General features: G+C 70.6%; 18 protein-coding genes and 1 pseudogene. 6 read left to right on the top strand and 13 right to left on the bottom strand.

Features of this window, described 5'->3' with window-relative positions; genetic code table 11:
* The gene (gene glpK, locus ACGF7Y_RS23705) at window positions 1–1,533 is read left to right on the top strand and encodes a glycerol kinase GlpK (RefSeq protein ID WP_393236747.1); all 1,533 of its coding nucleotides are present in this window, start codon (window positions 1–3) and stop codon (window positions 1,531–1,533) included.
* A gap of 52 nt (window positions 1,534–1,585) precedes the next feature.
* Window positions 1,586–3,265, top strand: coding sequence for a glycerol-3-phosphate dehydrogenase (glpD, locus tag ACGF7Y_RS23700; protein WP_393236746.1), 1,680 nt, complete (start codon window positions 1,586–1,588; stop codon window positions 3,263–3,265).
* A gap of 37 nt (window positions 3,266–3,302) precedes the next feature.
* On the opposite strand, the gene ACGF7Y_RS23695 is transcribed toward glpD, so the two are convergent.
* Window positions 3,303–3,467, bottom strand: a complete 165-nt coding sequence (locus ACGF7Y_RS23695) for a hypothetical protein (RefSeq protein ID WP_357042974.1) — start codon at window positions 3,465–3,467, stop codon at window positions 3,303–3,305.
* Window positions 3,468–3,583: 116 nt separating this feature from the next.
* Between ACGF7Y_RS23695 and ACGF7Y_RS23690 the strand changes: the two genes are divergently transcribed.
* Entirely contained in the window at window positions 3,584–4,258 is a 675-nt protein-coding gene (locus tag ACGF7Y_RS23690) for a class I SAM-dependent methyltransferase (RefSeq protein WP_393236745.1), read from the top strand.
* A gap of 1 nt (window position 4,259) precedes the next feature.
* On the opposite strand, the gene ACGF7Y_RS23685 is transcribed toward ACGF7Y_RS23690, so the two are convergent.
* From ACGF7Y_RS23685 to ACGF7Y_RS23675, 3 genes are read right to left on the bottom strand one after another with little or no spacing between them, the layout of a single operon-like run.
* Window positions 4,260–5,522 (bottom strand): acyl-CoA dehydrogenase family protein, encoded by a 1,263-nt coding sequence (locus ACGF7Y_RS23685; RefSeq protein WP_393236744.1) that lies wholly within the window; start codon window positions 5,520–5,522, stop codon window positions 4,260–4,262.
* Between the two features lie 6 nt (window positions 5,523–5,528).
* Window positions 5,529–6,527, bottom strand: a complete 999-nt coding sequence (locus ACGF7Y_RS23680) for a phosphotransferase family protein (protein WP_393236743.1) — start codon at window positions 6,525–6,527, stop codon at window positions 5,529–5,531.
* Window positions 6,524–6,820 carry a DUF6285 domain-containing protein gene (locus ACGF7Y_RS23675; protein WP_393236742.1) on the bottom strand — a complete coding sequence of 99 codons (297 nt, stop codon included), beginning with the start codon at window positions 6,818–6,820 and terminating at the stop codon, window positions 6,524–6,526. The genes ACGF7Y_RS23680 and ACGF7Y_RS23675 overlap by 4 nt, the downstream gene beginning before the upstream one ends.
* A gap of 304 nt (window positions 6,821–7,124) precedes the next feature.
* On the opposite strand from ACGF7Y_RS23675, the gene ACGF7Y_RS23670 reads away from it, so the two are divergent.
* Window positions 7,125–8,297, top strand: a complete 1,173-nt coding sequence (locus ACGF7Y_RS23670; protein ID WP_393236860.1) for an Ig-like domain-containing protein — start codon at window positions 7,125–7,127, stop codon at window positions 8,295–8,297.
* Window positions 8,298–8,679: 382 nt separating this feature from the next.
* Here ACGF7Y_RS23670 and ACGF7Y_RS23665 read toward each other — a convergent pair whose 3' ends face one another.
* Window positions 8,680–9,150 carry a winged helix-turn-helix transcriptional regulator gene (locus ACGF7Y_RS23665; protein ID WP_393236741.1) on the bottom strand — a complete coding sequence of 157 codons (471 nt, stop codon included), beginning with the start codon at window positions 9,148–9,150 and terminating at the stop codon, window positions 8,680–8,682.
* Window positions 9,151–9,255: 105 nt separating this feature from the next.
* Here ACGF7Y_RS23665 and ACGF7Y_RS23660 point away from each other — a divergent pair, with 105 nt between their 5' ends.
* On the top strand, window positions 9,256–10,509 hold the full coding sequence (locus ACGF7Y_RS23660) for a cytochrome P450 (protein WP_393236740.1): 1,254 nt from the start codon (window positions 9,256–9,258) through the stop codon (window positions 10,507–10,509).
* Here ACGF7Y_RS23660 and ACGF7Y_RS23655 read toward each other — a convergent pair whose 3' ends face one another.
* The 3 genes and pseudogenes from ACGF7Y_RS23655 to ACGF7Y_RS23645 form a co-directional block, all read right to left on the bottom strand.
* A complete protein-coding gene (locus tag ACGF7Y_RS23655) occupies window positions 10,510–11,199 on the bottom strand; it encodes an SDR family NAD(P)-dependent oxidoreductase (protein ID WP_393236739.1) in 690 nt (229 codons plus the stop codon).
* The gene (locus ACGF7Y_RS23650) at window positions 11,196–11,648 is read right to left on the bottom strand and encodes an SRPBCC family protein (protein WP_393236859.1); all 453 of its coding nucleotides are present in this window, start codon (window positions 11,646–11,648) and stop codon (window positions 11,196–11,198) included. Before ACGF7Y_RS23650 ends, ACGF7Y_RS23655 begins: the two co-directional genes overlap by 4 nt.
* Before the next feature lie 399 nt (window positions 11,649–12,047).
* A pseudogene (locus tag ACGF7Y_RS23645) lies at window positions 12,048–12,443 on the bottom strand (FUSC family protein); the annotation flags it as partial.
* Window positions 12,444–13,385: 942 nt separating this feature from the next.
* Between ACGF7Y_RS23645 and ACGF7Y_RS23640 the strand changes: the two are divergent.
* A complete protein-coding gene (locus ACGF7Y_RS23640; protein WP_393236738.1) occupies window positions 13,386–14,804 on the top strand; it encodes an amidase in 1,419 nt (472 codons plus the stop codon).
* Between the two features lie 181 nt (window positions 14,805–14,985).
* Here the strand turns inward: ACGF7Y_RS23640 and ACGF7Y_RS23635 are convergent, their stop codons facing one another.
* From ACGF7Y_RS23635 to ACGF7Y_RS23615, 5 genes are all read right to left on the bottom strand, one after another.
* Window positions 14,986–15,990 carry a cation diffusion facilitator family transporter gene (locus tag ACGF7Y_RS23635; RefSeq protein WP_393236737.1) on the bottom strand — a complete coding sequence of 335 codons (1,005 nt, stop codon included), beginning with the start codon at window positions 15,988–15,990 and terminating at the stop codon, window positions 14,986–14,988.
* Window positions 15,991–16,125: 135 nt separating this feature from the next.
* On the bottom strand, window positions 16,126–16,494 hold the full coding sequence (gene crcB, locus ACGF7Y_RS23630) for a fluoride efflux transporter CrcB (RefSeq protein WP_393236736.1): 369 nt from the start codon (window positions 16,492–16,494) through the stop codon (window positions 16,126–16,128).
* Entirely contained in the window at window positions 16,491–16,985 is a 495-nt protein-coding gene (locus ACGF7Y_RS23625; protein WP_393236735.1) for a fluoride efflux transporter FluC, read from the bottom strand. Before ACGF7Y_RS23625 ends, crcB begins: the two co-directional genes overlap by 4 nt.
* Window positions 16,986–17,042: 57 nt before the next feature.
* On the bottom strand, window positions 17,043–17,492 hold the full coding sequence (locus ACGF7Y_RS23620) for a universal stress protein (RefSeq protein ID WP_391469025.1): 450 nt from the start codon (window positions 17,490–17,492) through the stop codon (window positions 17,043–17,045).
* A 58-nt stretch (window positions 17,493–17,550) separates the two neighbouring features.
* The gene (locus ACGF7Y_RS23615; protein ID WP_393236734.1) at window positions 17,551–18,924 is read right to left on the bottom strand and encodes a flavin monoamine oxidase family protein; all 1,374 of its coding nucleotides are present in this window, start codon (window positions 18,922–18,924) and stop codon (window positions 17,551–17,553) included.
* Window positions 18,925–19,260 lie beyond the last annotated feature (336 nt).

Raw genomic sequence — 19,260 nt, 5'->3', positions numbered from 1 at the left:
ATGACTCGGGGCGGTAGCCGGTACGTCGGCGCCATCGACCAGGGCACCACGAGCACCCGCTTCATGGTGTTCGACCACGGGGGCAACGAGGTCGCACGCCACCAACTCGAGCACGAGCAGATCCTGCCGCGCCCCGGGTGGGTGGAGCACAATCCGACCGAGATCTGGGAGCGCACCCGCGCGGTCGTGCAGACCACGCTGACCAAGGCCGATCTCGTCGCGAGCGACCTCGCCGCAGTGGGCGTCACCAACCAGCGGGAGACCACGGTGGTGTGGAACCGCAGGACCGGGCGGCCGTACTGCAACGCGATCGTCTGGCAGGACACCCGCACCGATCGCATCGCCGCCGAATTGGAGCGGGCCGGGCACGGCGACACCATCCGGCGCAAGGCGGGACTGCCGCCCGCGACCTATTTCTCCGGCGGCAAGCTGCGCTGGATCCTCGACAACGTTCCCGGGGTGGCCCGGGACGCCGAACGCGGCGACGCGCTCTTCGGCACCACCGACAGTTGGCTGCTGTGGCAGCTGACCGGCGGGGTGGACGGCGGCGTGCACGTCACCGACCCGACCAACGCCAGTCGCACCATGCTGATGGACCTGGAGACATTGGACTGGGACGACGAACTGCTGGCCTTGTTCGGGGTGCCGCGCGCGATGCTGCCCAGGATCGCGCCGTCGGCGAATCCGGACCTGTTCGGCCTCACCCGGCCCGACGGCCCGTTCGGCGGCGCGGTCCCACTGGCGGGTGTACTCGGCGACCAGCAGGCCGCCACCGTCGGACAGGTCTGCTTCCGTCCCGGCGAGGCGAAGAACACCTACGGCACCGGGAACTTCCTGTTGCTCAACACCGGGACCGAGATCGTGCGATCGCGGCACGGACTGCTCACCACGGTGGCCTACCGATTCGGCTCGGAGAAGCCGGTGTACGCGCTGGAAGGCTCGATCGCGGTGACGGGCTCGGCGGTGCAGTGGCTGCGCGACCAGCTGGGCATCATCTCCGGTGCGGCGCAGAGCGAGTCGCTGGCCCGGCAGGCCGAGGACAACGGCGGGGTGTACTTCGTGCCCGCGTTCTCCGGATTGTTCGCGCCCTACTGGCGGTCGGACGCGCGCGGCGCGATCGTCGGCCTGTCCCGCTACAGCACCAACGCCCATCTCGCGCGGGCGACGCTGGAATCGATCTGCTACCAGACCCGCGACGTGGTCGAGGCGATGCAGGCCGACTCCGGCGTCCCGCTGGACGTGCTGCGGGTGGACGGCGGCGTCACCGCCAACGAGCTGTGCATGCAGTTGCAGGCCGACTTCCTCGGCGTGCCGGTGTCGCGCCCGGTGGTCGCCGAGACCACCGCCCTGGGCGCCGCCTACGCGGCCGGGCTGGCGGTCGGCTTCTGGAGCGACACCGACGAACTCGCCCAGAACTGGCACGAAGCGAAGCGCTGGCACCCGACCTGGTCGCCACCGCAGCGTGAGCGCGGCTACGCGCGCTGGAAGAAAGCGGTCGCCCGCACCCTCGACTGGATCGACGACGAGGACTGAGCCGGCGACCCCGTCGTACCCGAATATCCCCGAAACAAGGAGAGACAGCGCTGTGTCCGCACGATTGGACGCCCGATACCGCGACCGCGCGGTGAACTCGCTCGGTGACACCGAGATCGACGTGCTCGTCATCGGCGGCGGCGTGGTCGGCGCGGGCGCCGCACTCGACGCCGCCTCCCGCGGCCTGACCGTGACCCTGGTGGAGGCGAGGGACTTCGCCGCGGGCACCTCGAGCCGCTCCAGCAAGCTCATCCACGGCGGGCTGCGCTACCTGGAACAGCTGGACTTCTGGCTGGTGCGGGAGGCGCTGAAGGAACGCGGCCTGCTGCTGCACCGGCTGGCCCCGCACCTGGTACGGCCGGTGTCGTTCCTGCTGCCGTTGCGGCATCGCGTGTGGGAGCGCGCCTACATCGGCGCCGGCGTCGCGCTGTACGACACCATCGGCGGCGCCCGCGCCCTGCCGATGCACCGGCACCTGTCGCGCACGCGCGCGCTGGAACTCGCGCCCGCCCTGCGCGCGGACACGCTGACCGGAGCCATCCGGTACTTCGACGCGCAGGTCGACGACGCCCGGCACACGATGATGATCGCGCGCACGGCGGCCGGGCACGGCGCGACCGTGCTCACCCGCACCAAGGTGACGGCGCTGCTGCGCGACGGCGAGCGCGTTGTCGGCGCGGAGGTCACCGACCTGGAGACCGGGCGGGTGCACGCGGTCCGGGCGCGCCGGGTGATCAGCGCCACCGGAGTGTGGACCGACGAGATGAACCGGATGACCGGCGTCGAGTTCCCCTTCCACGTCCGGATGTCCAAGGGCGTGCACATCCTGGTGCCGCGCCATCGCCTGCACTTGGACACCGGCCTGATCATGCGCACCGAGAAGAGCGTGCTGTTCGTCATCCCGTGGCACGGGCACTGGATCATCGGCACCACCGACACGGATTGGTCGCTGGACAAGGACCACCCGGCCGCCAGCGACGCCGATGTGCGGTACCTGCTCGATCACGTCAACCGGGTGTTGCGGGAGCCGCTCACCCGCGACGACATCGTCGGCACCTACGCGGGTCTGCGCCCGCTGCTGTCCGGCGCATCGGCCGACACCGCGACGCTCTCCCGGGAGCACGCGGTCGCCGAACCGGCCCCCGGTCTGTTCGTCATCGCGGGTGGCAAGTACACCACCTACCGGGTGATGGCCGCCGACGTCGTGGACGCGGCGGTGGCGGGACTCGGCCGCGCGGTCGCGCCGTCGGTGACCGAGCACCTGCCGATCCTCGGCGCGGTGGGCTACCAGGAACTCGCCGCCGACCTCGACAGCCTGGCGCAGCGCACGCGCCTGCCGCGAGCGACGGTGCAGCGGCTGCTCGGCCGTTACGGCTCGACGATCACCGACCTGTTCGACCTGATCGCCCGCGAGCCCGGGTTGGGTGAGCCGCTCACCGGAGCACCCGAATACTTGGGCGCTGAGGTGGTGTACGCGGTGACGCACGAAGGCGCACTGCACTTGGACGACGTGCTCACCCGCCGCACCCGGGTGTCCATCGAAACGGCCGACCGCGGCCTGGCCGCCGCTCCCGGGGTGGCTCGGCTGATCGGTGCGCACCTCGGCTGGGACGCCGCGGCCGCCGAGCGGGAGATCATCCGCTACCGCGATCGGGTGCACGCCGAATTGGCCGCCAACCAGGCGGCCGACGACGAATCCGCCAACGCGGCCCGACTGATCGCCGTGGCCTGAGCCTCTGGCACGGTTCCCACACGGAACCGTGCCGGGCTCACTGATCCATGCCGCTGTGCCCGCTCGGCGTCGACTCGTCGGTCTCGAGTTCGGCGCCGGCCGGGTGCTCGTCGGCGTGCGTCGGCTTGGTGTGCTCGTCGGCGAAATCCGCGTCCTGCTGCATCGACTCCGCCGTCGTCGGATCGATATTCGGTGTGCTCATAACCCGCGCGTACCCAGCGGTGCGGCCCTGACGCACGCACCTCGGCCTCGGCGGGAAAGCAGGCTCGGCAGTGGCGGGTTGACCTCGAGCACGGTTGAGGATGGAGCATGGTGAGCATGACTCGTCCAGCTGATTTCTGGAACACCGTCTATGACAACGACACCGCCCCCTGGGTGATCGGCGAGCCGCAACCGGCCATCGTCGCGCTCGAGCGGGACGGCGGCATCACCGGACGCGTGCTCGACCCGGGCTGCGGCGCCGGTGAGCACACGATTCTGCTGACCAGGCTCGGGTACGACGTGCGCGGAATCGACATGTCGCCGAGCGCGGTGGCGTACGCGCGCGCCAACGCCGCCGACCAGGGGGTGCCGTCGGCCGCCTTCGAGGTGGCCGACGCCCTCGCGCTCGGCGACCGGCCGGAGTTCGCCGGTGATCCGCCCGGCTCCGCGCCCGCTTTCGACACCATCGTCGACAGCGCGCTGTTCCACGTCTTCGGGACCGAGGACGAGCCGCGCGCCGCCTATGTCCGCAGCCTGCACGCGATTTGCAAGCCGGGCGGCACCGTCCATGTCCTCGCGCTCTCCGATGTCGAGCCGGGGTTCGGTCCGCGGATCAGCGACACCTTGATCCGGGAGTCGTTCCGCGACGGCTGGACGGTGGAAGACGTGCGGCAGGCGCGCTACCGGGGGCGGGTGACCGACCCGGTGGCCCAGGACGCGGCGAACCTGGAGGTTTCCGCGTCCGGCCACGTCGACCTCGCCGCGTGGCTGGCCCGGATCCGCCGCCTCTGAGTCACACGCCCTTCGGCGCTCTGCTTCCCATGAAGCCGAACAGGTAGCCCGCCACCCGCCGCATCTGGATCTCCTCGGCGCCCTCGGTGATCCGGTAGCGCCGGTGGTGGCGGTAGATGTGCTCGAACGGCTTGTGCCGGGAGTAGCCGAGGCCGCCGTGCACCTGCATGGCGCGGTCGGCGGCCTCGCAGCACAACCGGTTGGCCCAGTAGTTGCACATCGAGACCTGCTCGGAGACGGCGAACGTGCCGTAGGTGTCCATCGACCACGCGGTCTTGTGGATGAGGGCGCGCAACATCTCGCACTGGGTGTGCAACTCCACCAAGGGGAACTGGATCGCCTGGTTGGCGGCCAGCGGCTTGCCGAAGGGCTTGCGCTGTTTGGCGTAGGCCACCGACTCGTCGATGCAGTACTGCGCCGCACCCAGACTGGACGCGGCCTGGCGGATCCGGTTCTCGTTGAAGAAGTGCTGCACCACAGCCAGGCCGCGCCCCTCGCCGCCGAAGACGGCGCTGTCGGGGACCCGGACGCCGTTCAGGGAGACACGAGCGTGGTCGGTGGGCATGTTGAAAGTCCAGAGGTATTCCTCGACGACGAAGCCAGGGGCGTCGGTGGGCACCAGGAAGGCGGTGATGCCCGCCGCGTCGCCGGGGCCGCCGGAGGTGCGCGCGAAGATCAGGTCGGCGTCGGCGATGTGCACGCCGGTGTTCCAGGTCTTCTGCCCGGTGATCACCCAGTCGTCGCCGTCGCGGACCGCCGCGGTCTCCATGTGGGTGGCGTCGGAGCCGTGCTCGGGTTCGGTGATGCCGAAGGCGAAGAACTTCGTCCCCGAGGCCAAGCCGTCCACCCACTCCGCCCGCTGCGCGGGTGTGCCGTGTTCGAGCATGAGCAGCAGGCCGACGTTGTTGGCGACGATGGCGTGCTCGTTCTGCAGATCGCAGTGCAGGCCGAGGCCGCGCCGGGCCAGGTGCTCGCGGATCACGGCCATGCCCAGGTTGGTGCCGTCCCGGCCGCCGTACTGCGCGGGGAACGCGTACCGCAGGTGCCCGGCGGCGTCGGCGCGCCTGCGTACCTCGGCCAGCAGGTCCTCCCATCGCGCGTTCGGCAGGCCGCCGCGCTCCCAGTCGGTGCGGGCGTCCTCGCGGCGGTGGTCGAAGAAGCGGATGTTGTCGTCGGTCTGCTCGAGCGGCGTGATCTCGCGCTCGATGAACGCGTCGAGTTCGGCCAGGTATTCGACCAGTTCCGCGGGTAGCTCGAAATCCATCGGGCATCAGCCTTTCGCAGTGGGTCGGATCTGCATCAGCAGGTCCCATTCGATTTCCGACACGCGGCGCCCGCTGGCCGCCATCACGATGTCTCGCACGCTGCCGTCCGAGTGTGCCGCGGCCTGCCCGGCCAGCCCGATGCCCCAGGCGAGCGTGCACATCACCTTCCACCAGCGGAACCGGTCCTCGTCGAAACCGCCGCCCGCGCGCCGGTAGCCGCGCGCGAACGCGGCGCGGCCCGCGAGCCCGCCGAATTCCCGGTCGTCCGCACGGAAGCGCCACATGCGCAGCGCGGGCCAGGCCACGTCGCGCATCGGATCGCCGTGGCGCTGCGCGCCTTCCCAGTCCAGCACGGCTCGCAGGCCGTCGGGCCCGACGACGATGTTGCCGTTGCGCATGTCGGTGTGCAGCAGCGCGGTACGGGGCGGCGCGGGCGGGCAGTGGCGTTCCAGCCAGCGCAGCGCGAGGGCGAACACCGGCCGGTCCGGCAGGAGCGCGCGCACGTGCTCGCCCGCCTCGGTCAGCTGGCGTTCCGGATCGGCGGCCGCTTCGGGCAGGCGAGCGGGCGCGGACGCGGGGTCGATGGCATGCAGACGGCCCATGGCCTCACCGAGCTGTTCGGCCACTCGTTCGCCGAGACCCGCCGCCTCCGTCAGCCGTAATACCTTGCGGGGCACGGTTTCCCCGTCCACTCGTTCGGACACCACGAACGGCCCGCCGACATAGGCGCTGTCGGTACAGATCGCCACCACGGGAGGTACCGGCACACCGTGCGTCCGTGCCAGTTCGCGGACGGCGGCCTCCACGTCGACCGGAACCAGCTCGATCGCGCTCGGCACGATGGTCGCGACCAAGCGTCGCGTCCCGCCCTCCAGGTCGGTTTCGAAGGCGACGTTACGGCGACGGGCGCCCGCGGAGAGGTATTCGACGTTCGACACCGTCACCGCGCGGCCGCTCCCCGCCTCGAGGAACCGGGCCAAACCGCGTGCCAGGTCGGCGCTCACTCGCCCGCCCAGGCGTCGTACCCGGGTTTGGCGATCGCCAGATCGGCCCGCACGATCGAAACCAGCGCTTCCCAGAGTCGCTCGTCATTCCCCTCGGCCACCGCGTCGAGCAGCTCGCGCTCGTGCTCGGCCGCGGCGGGGCCCGATTCGATCTCCCTGCGCACGATCCTGGCGAGATTGGCGCCCACCCGCGCCTTGTGCTGCAACCCCGCGGGCAGGGCGGGCAGCAGCGTCTGCTCGAGCAATTCGGCGATCGATTCCAGCAGCTCCGCTGCCGATGGGCGATTCTGCATGCGTTCCCCTCGGTCGGTTCCGGCCCCCAGCATGGCACGCACCGGTACCGTCCCGATCGGCACTTTCGGCCGTCGCCCCTGGCCGCGCAGCCGCGACGATCCCGCTGCCGAGTCCCTTCCTGTGTGCCGGCTGGGAATCTGCCGTGGGTCCTCCTTCGCATGGGGTTGCGCATGGGAGCGGTCGGTAAAATGCGAAGGGGCAGTAGGCGCGGGTGCGCCATTCGTTGCGCTGGGCTGAAACAGGAGAAATGCATTGGCGACCAGTCGCGTCCGATCCGGAGTCGTCGCGGGGATCGCCCTGGTCATGGCGGTGATCGTGACGGCGTGCTCGTCGTCGTCCGAGCCGGGCGATACGCCGGGAGCCGCAGGCCCCGCGCCCTCGCCCCTCACCATCACGCCCGCGTCGGGGGCCCGCGACGTCGATCCGCTCGCACCGATCCAGGTCAGCGCCTCCGAGGGGCAGCTGACCTCGGTCACCATGACCAACGAGCAGGGCAACGCCGTCGAGGGGATCATGACGCCGGACAAGACGGCCTGGAAGCCCACCGAGCCGCTCGGCTACGGCCGCACCTACACGGTGACCGCGGAAGGGCTCACCGTCACCGGCAGGACCGGGCCGACCACCGCGACCTTCTCCACGCTGACCCCGAACAATCAGACGAAGGTGTCGCTGACCACCACGGGCGGCACCCCGCTGTCCGACGGTGGCACGTTCGGGGTGGGCACCGTGGTGGTGGCCCACTTCGACGAGGACGTCCCCGACCGGGCCGTCGCCGAGAAGCACTTGTCGGTCACCACCGACCCGCCGGTGGAGGGATCCTGGTACTGGCTGGACGATCGCAACGTGCATTGGCGGCCGCGGGAGTACTACACCCCGGGCACGAAGGTCAGTGTGGCGGCGAATATCTACGGCCAGGAGCTCGGCCGCGGGCTCTACGGCCAGGAGGACACCAAGACCACGTTCACCATCGGCGCGTCGCACGTCTCGATCGCCGACGACAACACCAAGCAGATCCAGGTCTTCGAGAACGGCAAGCTGATCCGCACCATGCCGACCTCGATGGGTATGGGCGGCAGCGAGGTCATCGGCGGTAAGACGCTCACGTTCTGGACCCAGCCCGGGATCTACACGGTGATGGACAAGGCCAATCCGGTGATCATGGACTCCTCCACCTACGGCCTGCCGATCAACTCCCGCCTGGGCTACAAGGAGTCCATCGGCTGGGCGACCCGGATCAGCACCGACGGCATCTACCTGCACCAGCTCGACTCCACCATCTGGGCCCAGGGCAACACCGACGTCTCGCACGGCTGCCTCAATCTCAGCGGCGAGAACGCCCAGTGGTTCTTCAATTTCGCCGTCCCCGGTGACGTCGTGGAGATCCGCAACACCGGAGGCGCCCCGCTGGAGGTCTGGCAGAACGGCGACTGGGGGCTGCCGTGGGATCAGTGGGTGCAGGGCAGCGCACTTCGATAGGGTCCGTCCGGCCGACACGCTGGCCGCCCTTGCCGATGCCGGGAAGCTGCACTACATTCCTGCACTCGCGAGACCACTCGGTCTCCAATCCCTGCGCGGCGTACCCGCGGCGGCACCGCGCGGGACCCGTGTTGACGATCGGAGCCGGCTCGATGGCGATGCTGCTGTACTACGTACTCCTACCGCTCTATCTCGCCGAGGCATTCGTCAACCAGCTGCACTGAGCGCCGCTCGGCCGCAACACACTTCAGGGGGCCGCTCCCGCGATCGACACGTTGCGCTCGGCCTACCCGCTCTCCTACCGCTCGGACCAGGCGGCGCCCACCGCGAGTTCGATGCGACGTCAGCGCCGATGCCCGGATGCTCGGCCCGAGCGATCATCTCAACCGGCCTGTTCGGCGCCCGGTGGCTGGTGGAAGCCGGGGCCCGCCTTCGGTTCGACCTCGCGCGGGTCGATCGGCTCGCGGCAGTGGTCGCAGACCAGCATGGGTGAGGTCTCCTCCCCGCAGGTGCGATGTTCCAGGACGACCGGCCTGCCTTCCGGCCCGACCAGGTGGTGATCACCCCAGACCATCATCGCCGTGACGATCGGATACAACTCGCGGCCCGCGGCGGTGAGGTGGTAGTCGATGCGCCCGCCGCCGTGGTCGGTGCGAGTGAAGATGCCCGCGTCGATCAGCATGCGCAGGCGGCTGGTGAGCAGGTTGCGATTGGTGATGCCGATATTGCGGGCGAAATCGCTGAAACGATGCACCCCGAAGAACGCCTCGGCGATGAGCAGGATGGTCCACCGGTCGCCGAGCAGTTCGACGACGCGGGTGACCGAATCGTCGACCGGGCGCCGCAGTGTCATGGCGCTATTTTCGCATCCCGTCACGGTATTGCTTTCCTACTGGCGGTATCGGAATAATACCGGCTATACCGATGCCCGTTCCGGGCCGGACAGCTGGGAGTGTCGATGACGACCACGAACCACCCGACCGACGATTACGTGCGCCTGCTCGACCCCGCGGTGCGGCCGGATCCGTACCCGCTGTTCGCGCGGCTACGCGACTGCGGCGCGTTCCGGATCGGCACGGCGCCGGTGGTCGTGCTGACCCGCTATGCCGACTGCGCCGCGGTACTACGCGATCCGCGCGCGAGCGTCGACCGGTCACTGGCCCGGTTACAGCTCGGCTCGATGCCGATCTACGACGGGACCCGCGAAGACGGTGCGGCACAGGCGAAACCGTCGTTCCTGTTCCTCGACCCGCCCGATCACACTCGCCTGCGCCGCCTGGTGTCCAAGGCGTTCACCCCGCGCGTCGTGCGGCAGCTGGAGCCCCGGATCACCGAGATCGTCGACGACTTGCTCGACCAGCGCGCTCGTACGGGACGATTCGACGCCGTCGACCACTTGGCCTATCCGCTGCCGGTGACCGTCATCTGCGAACTGCTCGGCGTCCCGCTGGCGGACGAGGCGCGGTTGAGCGCCTGGTCGGCGCTGCTGTCCCGCACGCTCGACCCGACGTCCCGCGCGGCCGCTCAATTCCGCGCCGACCCCGGCGAGATCCGGCGCGCCGGGACCGAATTGCACGCCTACTTCGAAGAACTCATCGACCGCCGCAGGCGCACCCCGGGCCCGGATCTGCTGTCCGAACTCATCGCCGCCGAAGACGCGGGGGACGTGCTCACCCACGCGGAACTGATCTCGACCTGCGCGCTGCTGCTGGTCGCCGGACACGAGACCACCGTCAACCTGATCGCCAACGCGATCCTCGCCCTGCTGCGCAGGCCGGAGGAACTCGCCGCCCTCCGGGCGGATCCGGACCGGGCGGCGGGCGTCGTCGAGGAGACGCTGCGCTTCGACCCGCCGGTCCAGCTGATCCCGCGCGTCGCCGCCGACGGGCTCAGCATCGGCGGCATGGACATCGAGCGCGGCGATCTGGTGGTACTGCTGATCGCCGCCGCGCACCGCGACCCGTCGGTGTTCGGCGACCCCGACCGATTCGATCCGGCGCGCGAGAACCGCCACCTGGCCTTCGGCCTCGGGGCGCATTTCTGCCTCGGCGCTCCCCTGGCTCGCTTGGAGGCGCGAGTGGCGTTGACCCGGTTCGCGCAACGAGTCGAAGCCCCCTCGCTGCCGGTGGACCCGCCGCCGTACCGGGAACACGTGAATCTGCGCGGGCCCGCGCACCTGCCCATCGAGTTCGCGGCGATCCGGCCCAGGTAGTCAGCCGTCGTAGGAGACGTGCGGCGTCCACCCCTCGACGGGGCGGGTGGCCGCCGCGTGCAGTGCCGCGGCAACCCGGTCCCGCGTGAACGCTCCTTCGCCCAGCACTCCGTTGACCTGCACCGCGACGGCCCGTACGCCGACGGGCGCGAGGGTGGCGTCCAAGCTGGTGACCAGGTTGCGCACCGCCGCCTTCTGGACGCCGAGCGAGGCGGCCCGGTGCCACGGCTTGTCCGCGGCCGCACTTCCGGTGACCAGCACGCGGGCGCCCTCGGCCAGGAATGGACGCGCCGCCTGGACCGCGGGCAGCAAAGCCGCGGCGCCCACGGTGAAGTCCTCGATCAACGCGGCGACCGAGAGCTGCAACGGATCGGCCTCACGGAAGACGCTGGGATTGAAGTGCAACACGTCGATGCGGCCGTAGCGTTCGCCCACCTCGGCGACGACCCGGCCCACGTCGGCGGGATCGCGCAGATCCACCCCGGCGCCCTCCGCGTGGAACCCCTGCTCGCGCAATCGCGCCGCCAGCGGTTCGGCCTCCTCGGGTAACCGGCAGGCCAGCACGGTGGTGAAGCCGTCGGCGGCGAACAGGCCTGCGACCGACAGCCCGACACCGGGACCGGCGCCGAGCACGAGCAGCACGGGAGCAGTCGAGGTTTCCGAGGCCGGACCACTGTCGGGCGGGGTCATTCGACGACGGCCTTGATCCGGTTCAGCGTCTCGCGCATGCCCTCGACGTTGGTCTTGCCGCGCGTCCACCCGGCGAGCAACCAGTACAGCCGCAGCACAGGGTTGCTGTGCAGCTGGAACGACTCGGTGACATCGGTGCCGCCGTCGACCGGTTCGAGGACGTAGCGCCACGTGTTGACCGGCATGCCCTTCGGTCCGAGCACGGTGAACGCGAACTCGCGACCGGGCTCGCAGGCGACGATGCGGCACACGGTGGCGTACTTCAGCCCCCAGCCGTTGCGGTTGACGTGGCCGCGGAACTTCACGCCCACCGCGGGTCCGGTGGCGCCGCCGAGCCACTCCGCGGCGAACGTCTCCGGACTGAACCGCCCGGTGTTCTCGATGTCACTGACCAGTTCCCAGATCTTGTCGGCGGGGGCGGCCATCCAGACGGTCACGCTGTCATGCATGCGCCGAACGCTAGCAGGCGGTCCCGCCGTCGCTTCCGGGTCGAACCGGGCTGCCGTCAGGCGGGTCGCCCAGCCGTCCACGTCGGACAGCCGCTGTCCGGGTTGCAGCACCCAGCAAGCGGCGAGCAGATCGTGGCCGAAGTGCGCGAGGGCCGCGTGCTCCGGCCAGTACTCGCTGGTCCACTCGGGGTCGTCGGTCGCCGAGTCGATGCCGCTGCGGACCACGCCGACCAGTTCGAATTGCAGATGCTGGACCAGCACCCACGCTTCGGCGTCCATCGGCTTGCGGCGCAGGTGGTCGAGCAGGGCGCGCGCGGCGGCGCGCACCCGGTGTTCCATCCAGTGGAAGGTGCGCCGGTGCCCGTGGGGCGCGACGCCGTGCAGCGCAAGCACGGCGACGGCGACGCCGATCATCGTCTCCCACAGCCGATCCCGGATCACCGGCCCGATCGGGCCGCCCGTGGTGGCGACCCCGCCCGCGATCAGCGCGACCGGCGTGATGAAGACGACGGCCAGCGCGTAATTCCGCGGCACGAACAGCTCGATGCAGAACTGCAACGCGGCGACCAGCGCGATCAGCGCGTACCCGGTCGGCCCGACCTGGTAGATGAGCGCGAACAGCCCGAGGCCCGCGATCGTTCCGACGAACCGGTGAATGGCTCGCACTTGCCCGCGCACGCGATCGGGCCCGGCTTGCAGGACGATGAGGGCGCTGAGCACCGCCCAGTGCGGCCGTTCCAGACCGAGCAGCGCGCTCAGCGCGCCCGCGCCCACACAGCCCGCGGCGACGCGCATCGCGCTGATCGCCGCGTGCGAGGAGAACGACACGGAGCGCCGCAGCCGGAAGCCGACGCCCGGCCGGGCGAACGAGACCAGCGGATCGACCAGCAGATCGTCGGTGTCGTCGTCGGGAACGTGCCCGGCGAGGCCGCGCCGCGCGCCCTGCAGGGTGGCCAGCAGTTCGGCTTCCCCGGGGTCCGAGGGCAGGCCCGCGTCGTACACCGCCGCCCACGCGTCCGCCATCGCCGCGCCCGCCCGGTGGCGCAGGTCGATGGCGGGCGTCCCCGCCTCCCGGGCCGCGACGTAGGCGTCGACCGCGCGGACCGCCGCGTCGACCGCGATCCGTTCGGGCTTGCGGCGATCACGCAGCACCCCGGCCATCGAGACGACGATCGACGCGACCACACCGCAGGCCGTACAGAGCAACAGCGTCTCCACAGCGGCCCCGGCCTCGGCGGCTTTCATCGCTCCGGCGCAGACCAGCGCGAAGAACAGCGCCCCCGGCGGACCGAGCCGCAGGGCGTCGATGACGAACACGGCCACGACCGCGATCGCCGACACCACGAGCACCATGAGCAGCGACGAACCGAACCCCGCGTCCAGCACTCCGCCGATCAGCGCGCCTGTGCCACAGGCGGCGAGCAGCGCCGATCCGGCCGTCAGCACGACCCGGCCGCGCACCCGGAACGGCCGCCCCTCGCCGTACAGCATCGCGAAGGCGCCGAACATGACGAACACGGCCGCGTCCGCATGTCCCAGACCGGTGACGATCGCGGCGGGGACGGCGAACGCCAGCGCGGCACGCACCGCCACGCTCCACCGCCTGCCCGCGGGCGGCAGGGCGAACAACAGCGAGCCGACCCGGCCCTTCGGCGGCACCGGATCCGGATATGTCGCCGCCACCTGCTGTCCTTTCCGCTCTGGAGAGCTGCCTGCAGCACACATTAGATTCGGGGGATGACCGCCGACGCTCATATTCCACTACCCACGCGCGTCCACGCCTTCGGTGACGACGCGCTCGGTGACCACGACGCCGTCGCCCTGGCCACCCTGGTGCGCGACGGCGAGCTCTCGCCAGGTGAACTCGCCGCCGCCGCGGCGGCGCGCGCCGGGCAGGTCGAAGAGCTGGCGGCCGTCGCCTACCCGAGCTATGCGCAACCGCTGCTGCCCGCCGAGCGGACCGGCGCCTTGTACGGCGTGCCCAGTTTCGTGAAGGACAACACCGACGTGGCCGGGATGCCGACGAATCAGGGCACGGCCGCGTTCCGCGCGCGCCCCGCCGGTGCGCACAGCGGCTACACCCGGCAGTTCCTCAGCACCGGCCTCACCGTCCTCGGCAAGAGCGCCATGCCCGAGTTCGGTTTCAACGCCAGCAGTGAGACGCCGCACCTCGCGCCCACCCGCAACCCGTGGCACACCGGCTATTCGGTGGGCGGCTCGTCGGGCGGGGCCGCCGCGCTGGTGGCGGCGGGTGTTGTCCCGATCGCGCACGGCAACGACGGTGGCGGATCGATCCGGATTCCCGCGGCGTGCGCCGGACTGGTCGGCTTGAAGCCGACGCGGGGACGGCATGTGGTGTCCGGGCTGGCGCGCACGTTGCCGGTCGACATCGTCAGTGAAGGAGTGCTCACCAGGACGGTGCGCGATACGGCGGTGTACACCGCGGCGGCCGAACAGTACTGGCGCAATCCGGCGCTGCCACCGATCGGCCGCGTCGACGGCCCTCCGACCCGGCGCATGCGGATAGCGGTCGTGCTCGACAACCTCGCAGGGCCGCTGGCCGCCGGTCCGACCCGGGAGGCGGTCGAAAATGTGGCGCGTGTCCTCGAGGCAGGCGGCCATTCCGTCGAGCCGGTCCCGCTGCCGTTCGACGCGACGATCGAACGCGCCTTCCTGCACTACTGGGGCCTGCTCGCGGCCGCGATCACCACGACGGGACGGTTCCTCGACCGCCGATTCGACGCGCGCCGCGTGGACGACCTCACTGTCGGCCTCCGCGCCCTCTTCCTCCGCCGGGCCTTGCACGCTCCGCTCACGCTCTACCGACTACGCGCGGCGGCGGCCACCTACGAACAGGCACTCGGGCCCTACGACGCGGTGCTGCTTCCCACGCTCGGCCACACCACGCCGGAACTCGGCTACCTCAGTCCGACCGTGCCGTTCGACGAACTCATCGACCGGTTGCGTGCGTACGTCTGCTTCACTCCGATCAACAACATCACCGGGACGCCGGCCGTCACCGTTCCCGCGGGCCTGACCGACGCGGGGCTGCCCGTCGGTGTGCAGTTCGCCGCTACCCGCGGCAACGAACGCACCCTGCTGGAGCTGGCCTATCTGGTCGAGGCCGAGCGGCCGTTCCCCCGCCTGGACCACTGACCGTCCCGGTCTGAATCAGGCGCGACTGCTGCGCGAATGGAACCCGCGGGTGGCGGAGGTGACGACGACGTCGTTCAGCCTTCCCGCGGTCCGCTCGCGGTGAGCCTTCCGCTGTTCGACCGCCTTCCGGTGCTGCGGGACATCCCGCCCGCCATCGTCCATGCGCGTGGTGCGCGGTAGGTCAGGACGCGGCGTTCGCCGCGGACGACGGGCGCTCGCGGTGCACCGGGCCGTGGGCGTCGTCGCAGTGGTCCTCCAGCACCGGCAGCAGGCGCTGCGCCTCCGCGCCCGCCGAGGAGGTGATGGCGTGGCTGTGATCGACCTGCAACGTGGTGTGGGTGATGCCGTAGTCGTGGTCGAGCAGATGCTCGATCCGCTGACGCAGTCCGTGGCAGTCCGCACCCGCGCGCACCAGCACATGCGCCGACAGGGCGATGTCGCCGGAGGTGATCTGCCAGACGTGCAGGTCGTGCACCTCGTCGACGCCCTCGATGTCCACCAGCCCGCGCCCGAGCGCGTCCGGATCGACGCCCGCGGGCGCAGCCTCCAAGAAGATCCGGCCGGATTCGCGCACCAGCCCGAGCCCCGCCTTGACCATCAGCGCGACGACGATCAGCGTGGCGATCGCGTCCGCCCTGGCGAAACCGGTGGTCAGCACGACCAGGCCGGCCACGGCGGTGGCGATGAACCCGTAGAGGTCGTTGAGCACATGCTGGAAGGCGCCCTCCACGTTGAGACTGGAGCGGTTGGCCTTGCTGATCGCCCAGGTGGCCGCGATGTTGACCACCACACCGGCCAGCGCGGTCGCCAGCACGAGGCCGCCGGTCACCTCGGGCGGCTCCAGCAGACGGCGCACGGCCTCGTAGGTGAGCCAGCCCGCCAGCACGAGCAATGTGACTCCGTTGGCCTGCGCCGAGAGAATCTCGGCGCGCTTGTACCCGTAGGTGTACTTGCCGTTCGCCGGGCGGGCCGCGAGCCGGATCGCGATGAGCGCGAGGACAATGGACGCGGCGTCGGTGAGCATGTGCGCCGCGTCCGACAGGAGGGCCAGCGAGTTGGCCAGCACGCCGATCACGACCTCGACCGACATGAAACCGACGATGAGGGCCAGCGCGATGGTCAGCCACCTGCGATCGGCCGCACCCGACAGCCCGTGTCCGTGCGCGTGACCATGTTCGTGTCCCATCGACCCAGACCCCTTCCAACACCGAATGTATGCGCATATCTGCATCTGTCACGACAGCTTAGCCGACCCCGAGCAGCGCGCGACAGCGCAGCGGAGTGAGCTGGATCACGTCGCACACGCGCTCGTCGGCGCGGGTCAGCCGAACAGGGCGTGCACTGTCGCATAGGTCGACACCGTCGCGATCAGCCCTGCGGAGACACTGACCACCACGTTCATCGCCGCGAAGAAATAGGCGCCGCGCTCGGCCAGCCGCACGGTTTCGTAAGCGAAGGTGCTGTAGGTGGTCAGCGCTCCGCAGAATCCGGTGCCGAGCAGGACGAACATCGGCGAGGCCAGCGCCGTCCCCGCTCCGCTGAGCGCGCCGAGCACGAGACAGCCGATCAGATTGACCGAGAACGTGCCCCAGGGGAACAGGCTGTCGCGGCGATCCTGCACCGCACGGTCGATGAGATATCGCAACGGCGCGCCGATCGCACCCCCTACGAGAACCAGAAGCACGGTCATGACGCCCTCCTCCACCCGTGCCGCAGGCGCTCGTATCCGGCCCTGGTGAGCCACATGCCGATGAGGGCGGCCAGAAGGGCGCAGATCAGGGTGCCCGCCAGGTAACCGGCCGCGACCACGCTCGTGCCCGGTCGCAACAGACCGCGCACTTCGTTGGCGTACGTCGAGAAGGTCGTGAACCCGCCCAGCACGCCCACCCCGAGGAAGGGACGCAGCAACCGGTGAACAGTCCAGATCTCGGTCACCGCGACCATGAGCACGCCGATCGCGAAGCAGCCCGCGACATTGGTGACGAAGGTGGCCAGCGGGAAGTGCCCCGGGCGGCCGGGCAACCCCTGGGCGAGACCGTAGCGCGCGAGCGCCCCGAGCGCCCCGCCGAGGGCGACGACCAACGAGGCCGAGCCGTGGATTCGCCAGAAATCCCGCCGTCGCGCGGGGCCTCGCGCGCGATCGGCGATGCCTGCCGGTTCCTCGGTCAGCTCATCGGTCACGCAGAACTCTTACCCGAAGCCTCCGCGGCGGCGCCACCGCGGGCAACGACGCCCCACTCACCGCTGCCCGGCCTTCTCGACGCCGTCGTGCGCGACGAGAACCGAACATCCGACGTGCCGTGCGGCCTTCTCCGCGGTGCTGCCCATGAAACGCCCCCAGATGCCCGAGTGCCCGCTGCGCCCCAGCACCAGCAGGTCGGCATCGTGATCGGCGGCGGCCGTGGCCAGTTCCCGCGCCGCCTGACCCGCGCGGAGTTCGGCCCGCACCGCGATGCCGCGCTGTTCGGCGGTCTCGGCGGCGGTGGCGAGCCATCGGCGGCAGGTCTGCTCCCCGATCGAGCGTTCGTCCTCGATCTCACCGACCACCGGGCCGTAGTGCGGCAGATACTCTTCGACCGCGACGACCGTGAGCGCGGCGTGGTGCACCGTCGCCAAGTCGAGCGCCATCGTCAAGGCGGCCCTGGCGCCGGGCGAGTCGTCGTAACCCACCACGATCCGCTGGAACACCTCTCCATTGTGATCCCTCCCCCAGGTCGGAGCCAGCCTTCTGGCAACCTTTCGGCAATCAGGCTGTGGCGACGGCGCGATCGGCCGCGAGCACTTCGGCGGCCGCGCGCTCGCCCGAGCGGATCGCCCCCTCGATGTAGCCCGACCACTCCGTGGCTGTTTCGCTTCCGGCCCAGTGGATCGCGCCGACCGGGTGGCGCAGCGCCGAGCCGAGGGTGGTCAGGACGCCCGGCGGGAAGAAGGAGTTGTAGCCGCCGCGGGCGAATGGATCGTCGGCCCAGACCTTTTCGTGCCACTCGATCGGCTCGCGGGCGACGTGCCCGAAGGCGCGCACGAGCGAACCGATGATCATGGCGCGTCGCTCGCTCGGGGGAAGGGCGGCCAGCCGTTGCGCGGCCCGGCCGGGCACCAGCGCGCCGAGCACACCCGGACCGCCGGGGCGGGTCGCGTCGAAGGTGACCGGCACCGGATCGTGCAGGTTCAGCGACTGGCCGGTGAACGAGTCGTCGCGCCAGAACGGCCGCTCGTAGACCGCGAACGATTTCAGGACCGAGCCCATCGGCATGCGCTGGGTCAGTTGGTCCCGCGCGGCGGGCAGCGGTGGGTCGTAGGCGATGCGTCCGGCCAGGGTGGGCGGCACCGCCACGATCACGTGCCCGGCGTCCACGTCACCGGAGTCGGCGCTCACCCGCACACCGTCCGCCCTCTGACGGATACTCGTGACCGCCGCGCCGAGACGCACCGCGTCGCCCAGTTCGGCGGCGATGGCCAGCGCGGGCCCATCGGCGCCGTCCACGAACAGGCGGGTCACCGTCTCGGCGGTGATCCCCGCCTCGACGCCGCCCGCCGAACGAATCGTGGTGAGCAGACCGAGCATCGAGATGCTGCCCACGTCGACGCACAGCTCCTCGCCGATCATCACCTCCGCCAGGTTCCGCGCACGCCGCTCCGGCACGTTCCGGCGCAACCAGGTCGCCGCGGTCATCGCGTCCAGCCGGTCCGCGCCCGGTGTGGTCCACGGGCGGGCGAGGTCGATGCGGGCGGCCATCCGTTCCATCCGCCACATTGCCTGGGCGAGCACGAGCAGAACGAACGTCGGAAGCGGCGGGCGGGCGCCCGCGAACGGCCGCCGGACCACTCCCTCCACCAGCAGGTCGACCCCTTCGGGCGGCGCGTAGGTCACGGCGTCGTACTCCTCGGCCAGCGCGGCGAATCGCGTGTGCGCGCCAGAGATCCACTGTCCGCCCAGATCGACGGCCCATCCGTCCCCGACCCGCGCGGTCAGCGTGCGACCGCCCGCACGGTCACTCGCCTCCAGGACGACGACATCCCGACCGGCCGCTCGCAACGTCCGCGCCGCACACAGCCCGGCATATCCCGCCCCGACGACTACCACGTCCGCACGGTCCATGGTGGCCTCCCATCGCCGCACCGTAACTCGACAACCACTGTCGATCACCCGTGGCCGATCCGCAACCGGCGCGGCGATCCGCGCGAGGAACGGCGACCGTCGCTGCCCGCATGGTGGTGACAGCCGTCCATGGTGTGCCGACCTGTTCGCGCATCGGCACGAAGTCACCGCGTGCCACGATCGGTGTGGACCCGCTTCCGCCGCCCGCGCTTTCGCCCTCGCAGGCGGCGATCGTGTCGGTCGACTGTTCGTTGGCGTGTCGGGTTGTGGTGATCGGCACTACACCGCAGCTGTCGAGGAGATGACAACGGGAAGCGCGAATCCATCGCACCGACGCCGAAACACGCAGACGCAAAC

The organism is Nocardia sp. NPDC047654 (assembly GCF_043205035.1).
In the GTDB taxonomy this organism is placed as follows: domain Bacteria; phylum Actinomycetota; class Actinomycetes; order Mycobacteriales; family Mycobacteriaceae; genus Nocardia.
This window is presented reverse-complemented; position numbering and strand designations above follow the sequence as displayed.

What these genes read in the sequence shown, in the direction of transcription:
- ACGF7Y_RS23690 (WP_393236745.1), top strand. Translation starts at nt 3,584, where the DNA reads ATGACTCGTCCAGCTGATTTCTGGAACACCGTCTATGACAACGACACC.
- ACGF7Y_RS23650 (WP_393236859.1), bottom strand. Translation starts at nt 11,648, where the DNA reads ATGCATGACAGCGTGACCGTCTGGATGGCCGCCCCCGCCGACAAGATC.
- ACGF7Y_RS23665 (WP_393236741.1), bottom strand. Translation starts at nt 9,150, where the DNA reads ATGACACTGCGGCGCCCGGTCGACGATTCGGTCACCCGCGTCGTCGAA.
- ACGF7Y_RS23670 (WP_393236860.1), top strand. Translation starts at nt 7,125, where the DNA reads ATGGCGGTGATCGTGACGGCGTGCTCGTCGTCGTCCGAGCCGGGCGAT.
- ACGF7Y_RS23695 (WP_357042974.1), bottom strand. Translation starts at nt 3,467, where the DNA reads ATGAGCACACCGAATATCGATCCGACGACGGCGGAGTCGATGCAGCAG.
- ACGF7Y_RS23635 (WP_393236737.1), bottom strand. Translation starts at nt 15,990, where the DNA reads ATGGGACACGAACATGGTCACGCGCACGGACACGGGCTGTCGGGTGCG.
- glpK (WP_393236747.1), top strand. Translation starts at nt 1, where the DNA reads ATGACTCGGGGCGGTAGCCGGTACGTCGGCGCCATCGACCAGGGCACC.
- ACGF7Y_RS23685 (WP_393236744.1), bottom strand. Translation starts at nt 5,522, where the DNA reads ATGGATTTCGAGCTACCCGCGGAACTGGTCGAATACCTGGCCGAACTC.
- ACGF7Y_RS23655 (WP_393236739.1), bottom strand. Translation starts at nt 11,199, where the DNA reads ATGACCCCGCCCGACAGTGGTCCGGCCTCGGAAACCTCGACTGCTCCC.
- ACGF7Y_RS23660 (WP_393236740.1), top strand. Translation starts at nt 9,256, where the DNA reads ATGACGACCACGAACCACCCGACCGACGATTACGTGCGCCTGCTCGAC.
- ACGF7Y_RS23640 (WP_393236738.1), top strand. Translation starts at nt 13,386, where the DNA reads ATGACCGCCGACGCTCATATTCCACTACCCACGCGCGTCCACGCCTTC.
- ACGF7Y_RS23675 (WP_393236742.1), bottom strand. Translation starts at nt 6,820, where the DNA reads ATGCAGAATCGCCCATCGGCAGCGGAGCTGCTGGAATCGATCGCCGAA.
- crcB (WP_393236736.1), bottom strand. Translation starts at nt 16,494, where the DNA reads ATGACCGTGCTTCTGGTTCTCGTAGGGGGTGCGATCGGCGCGCCGTTG.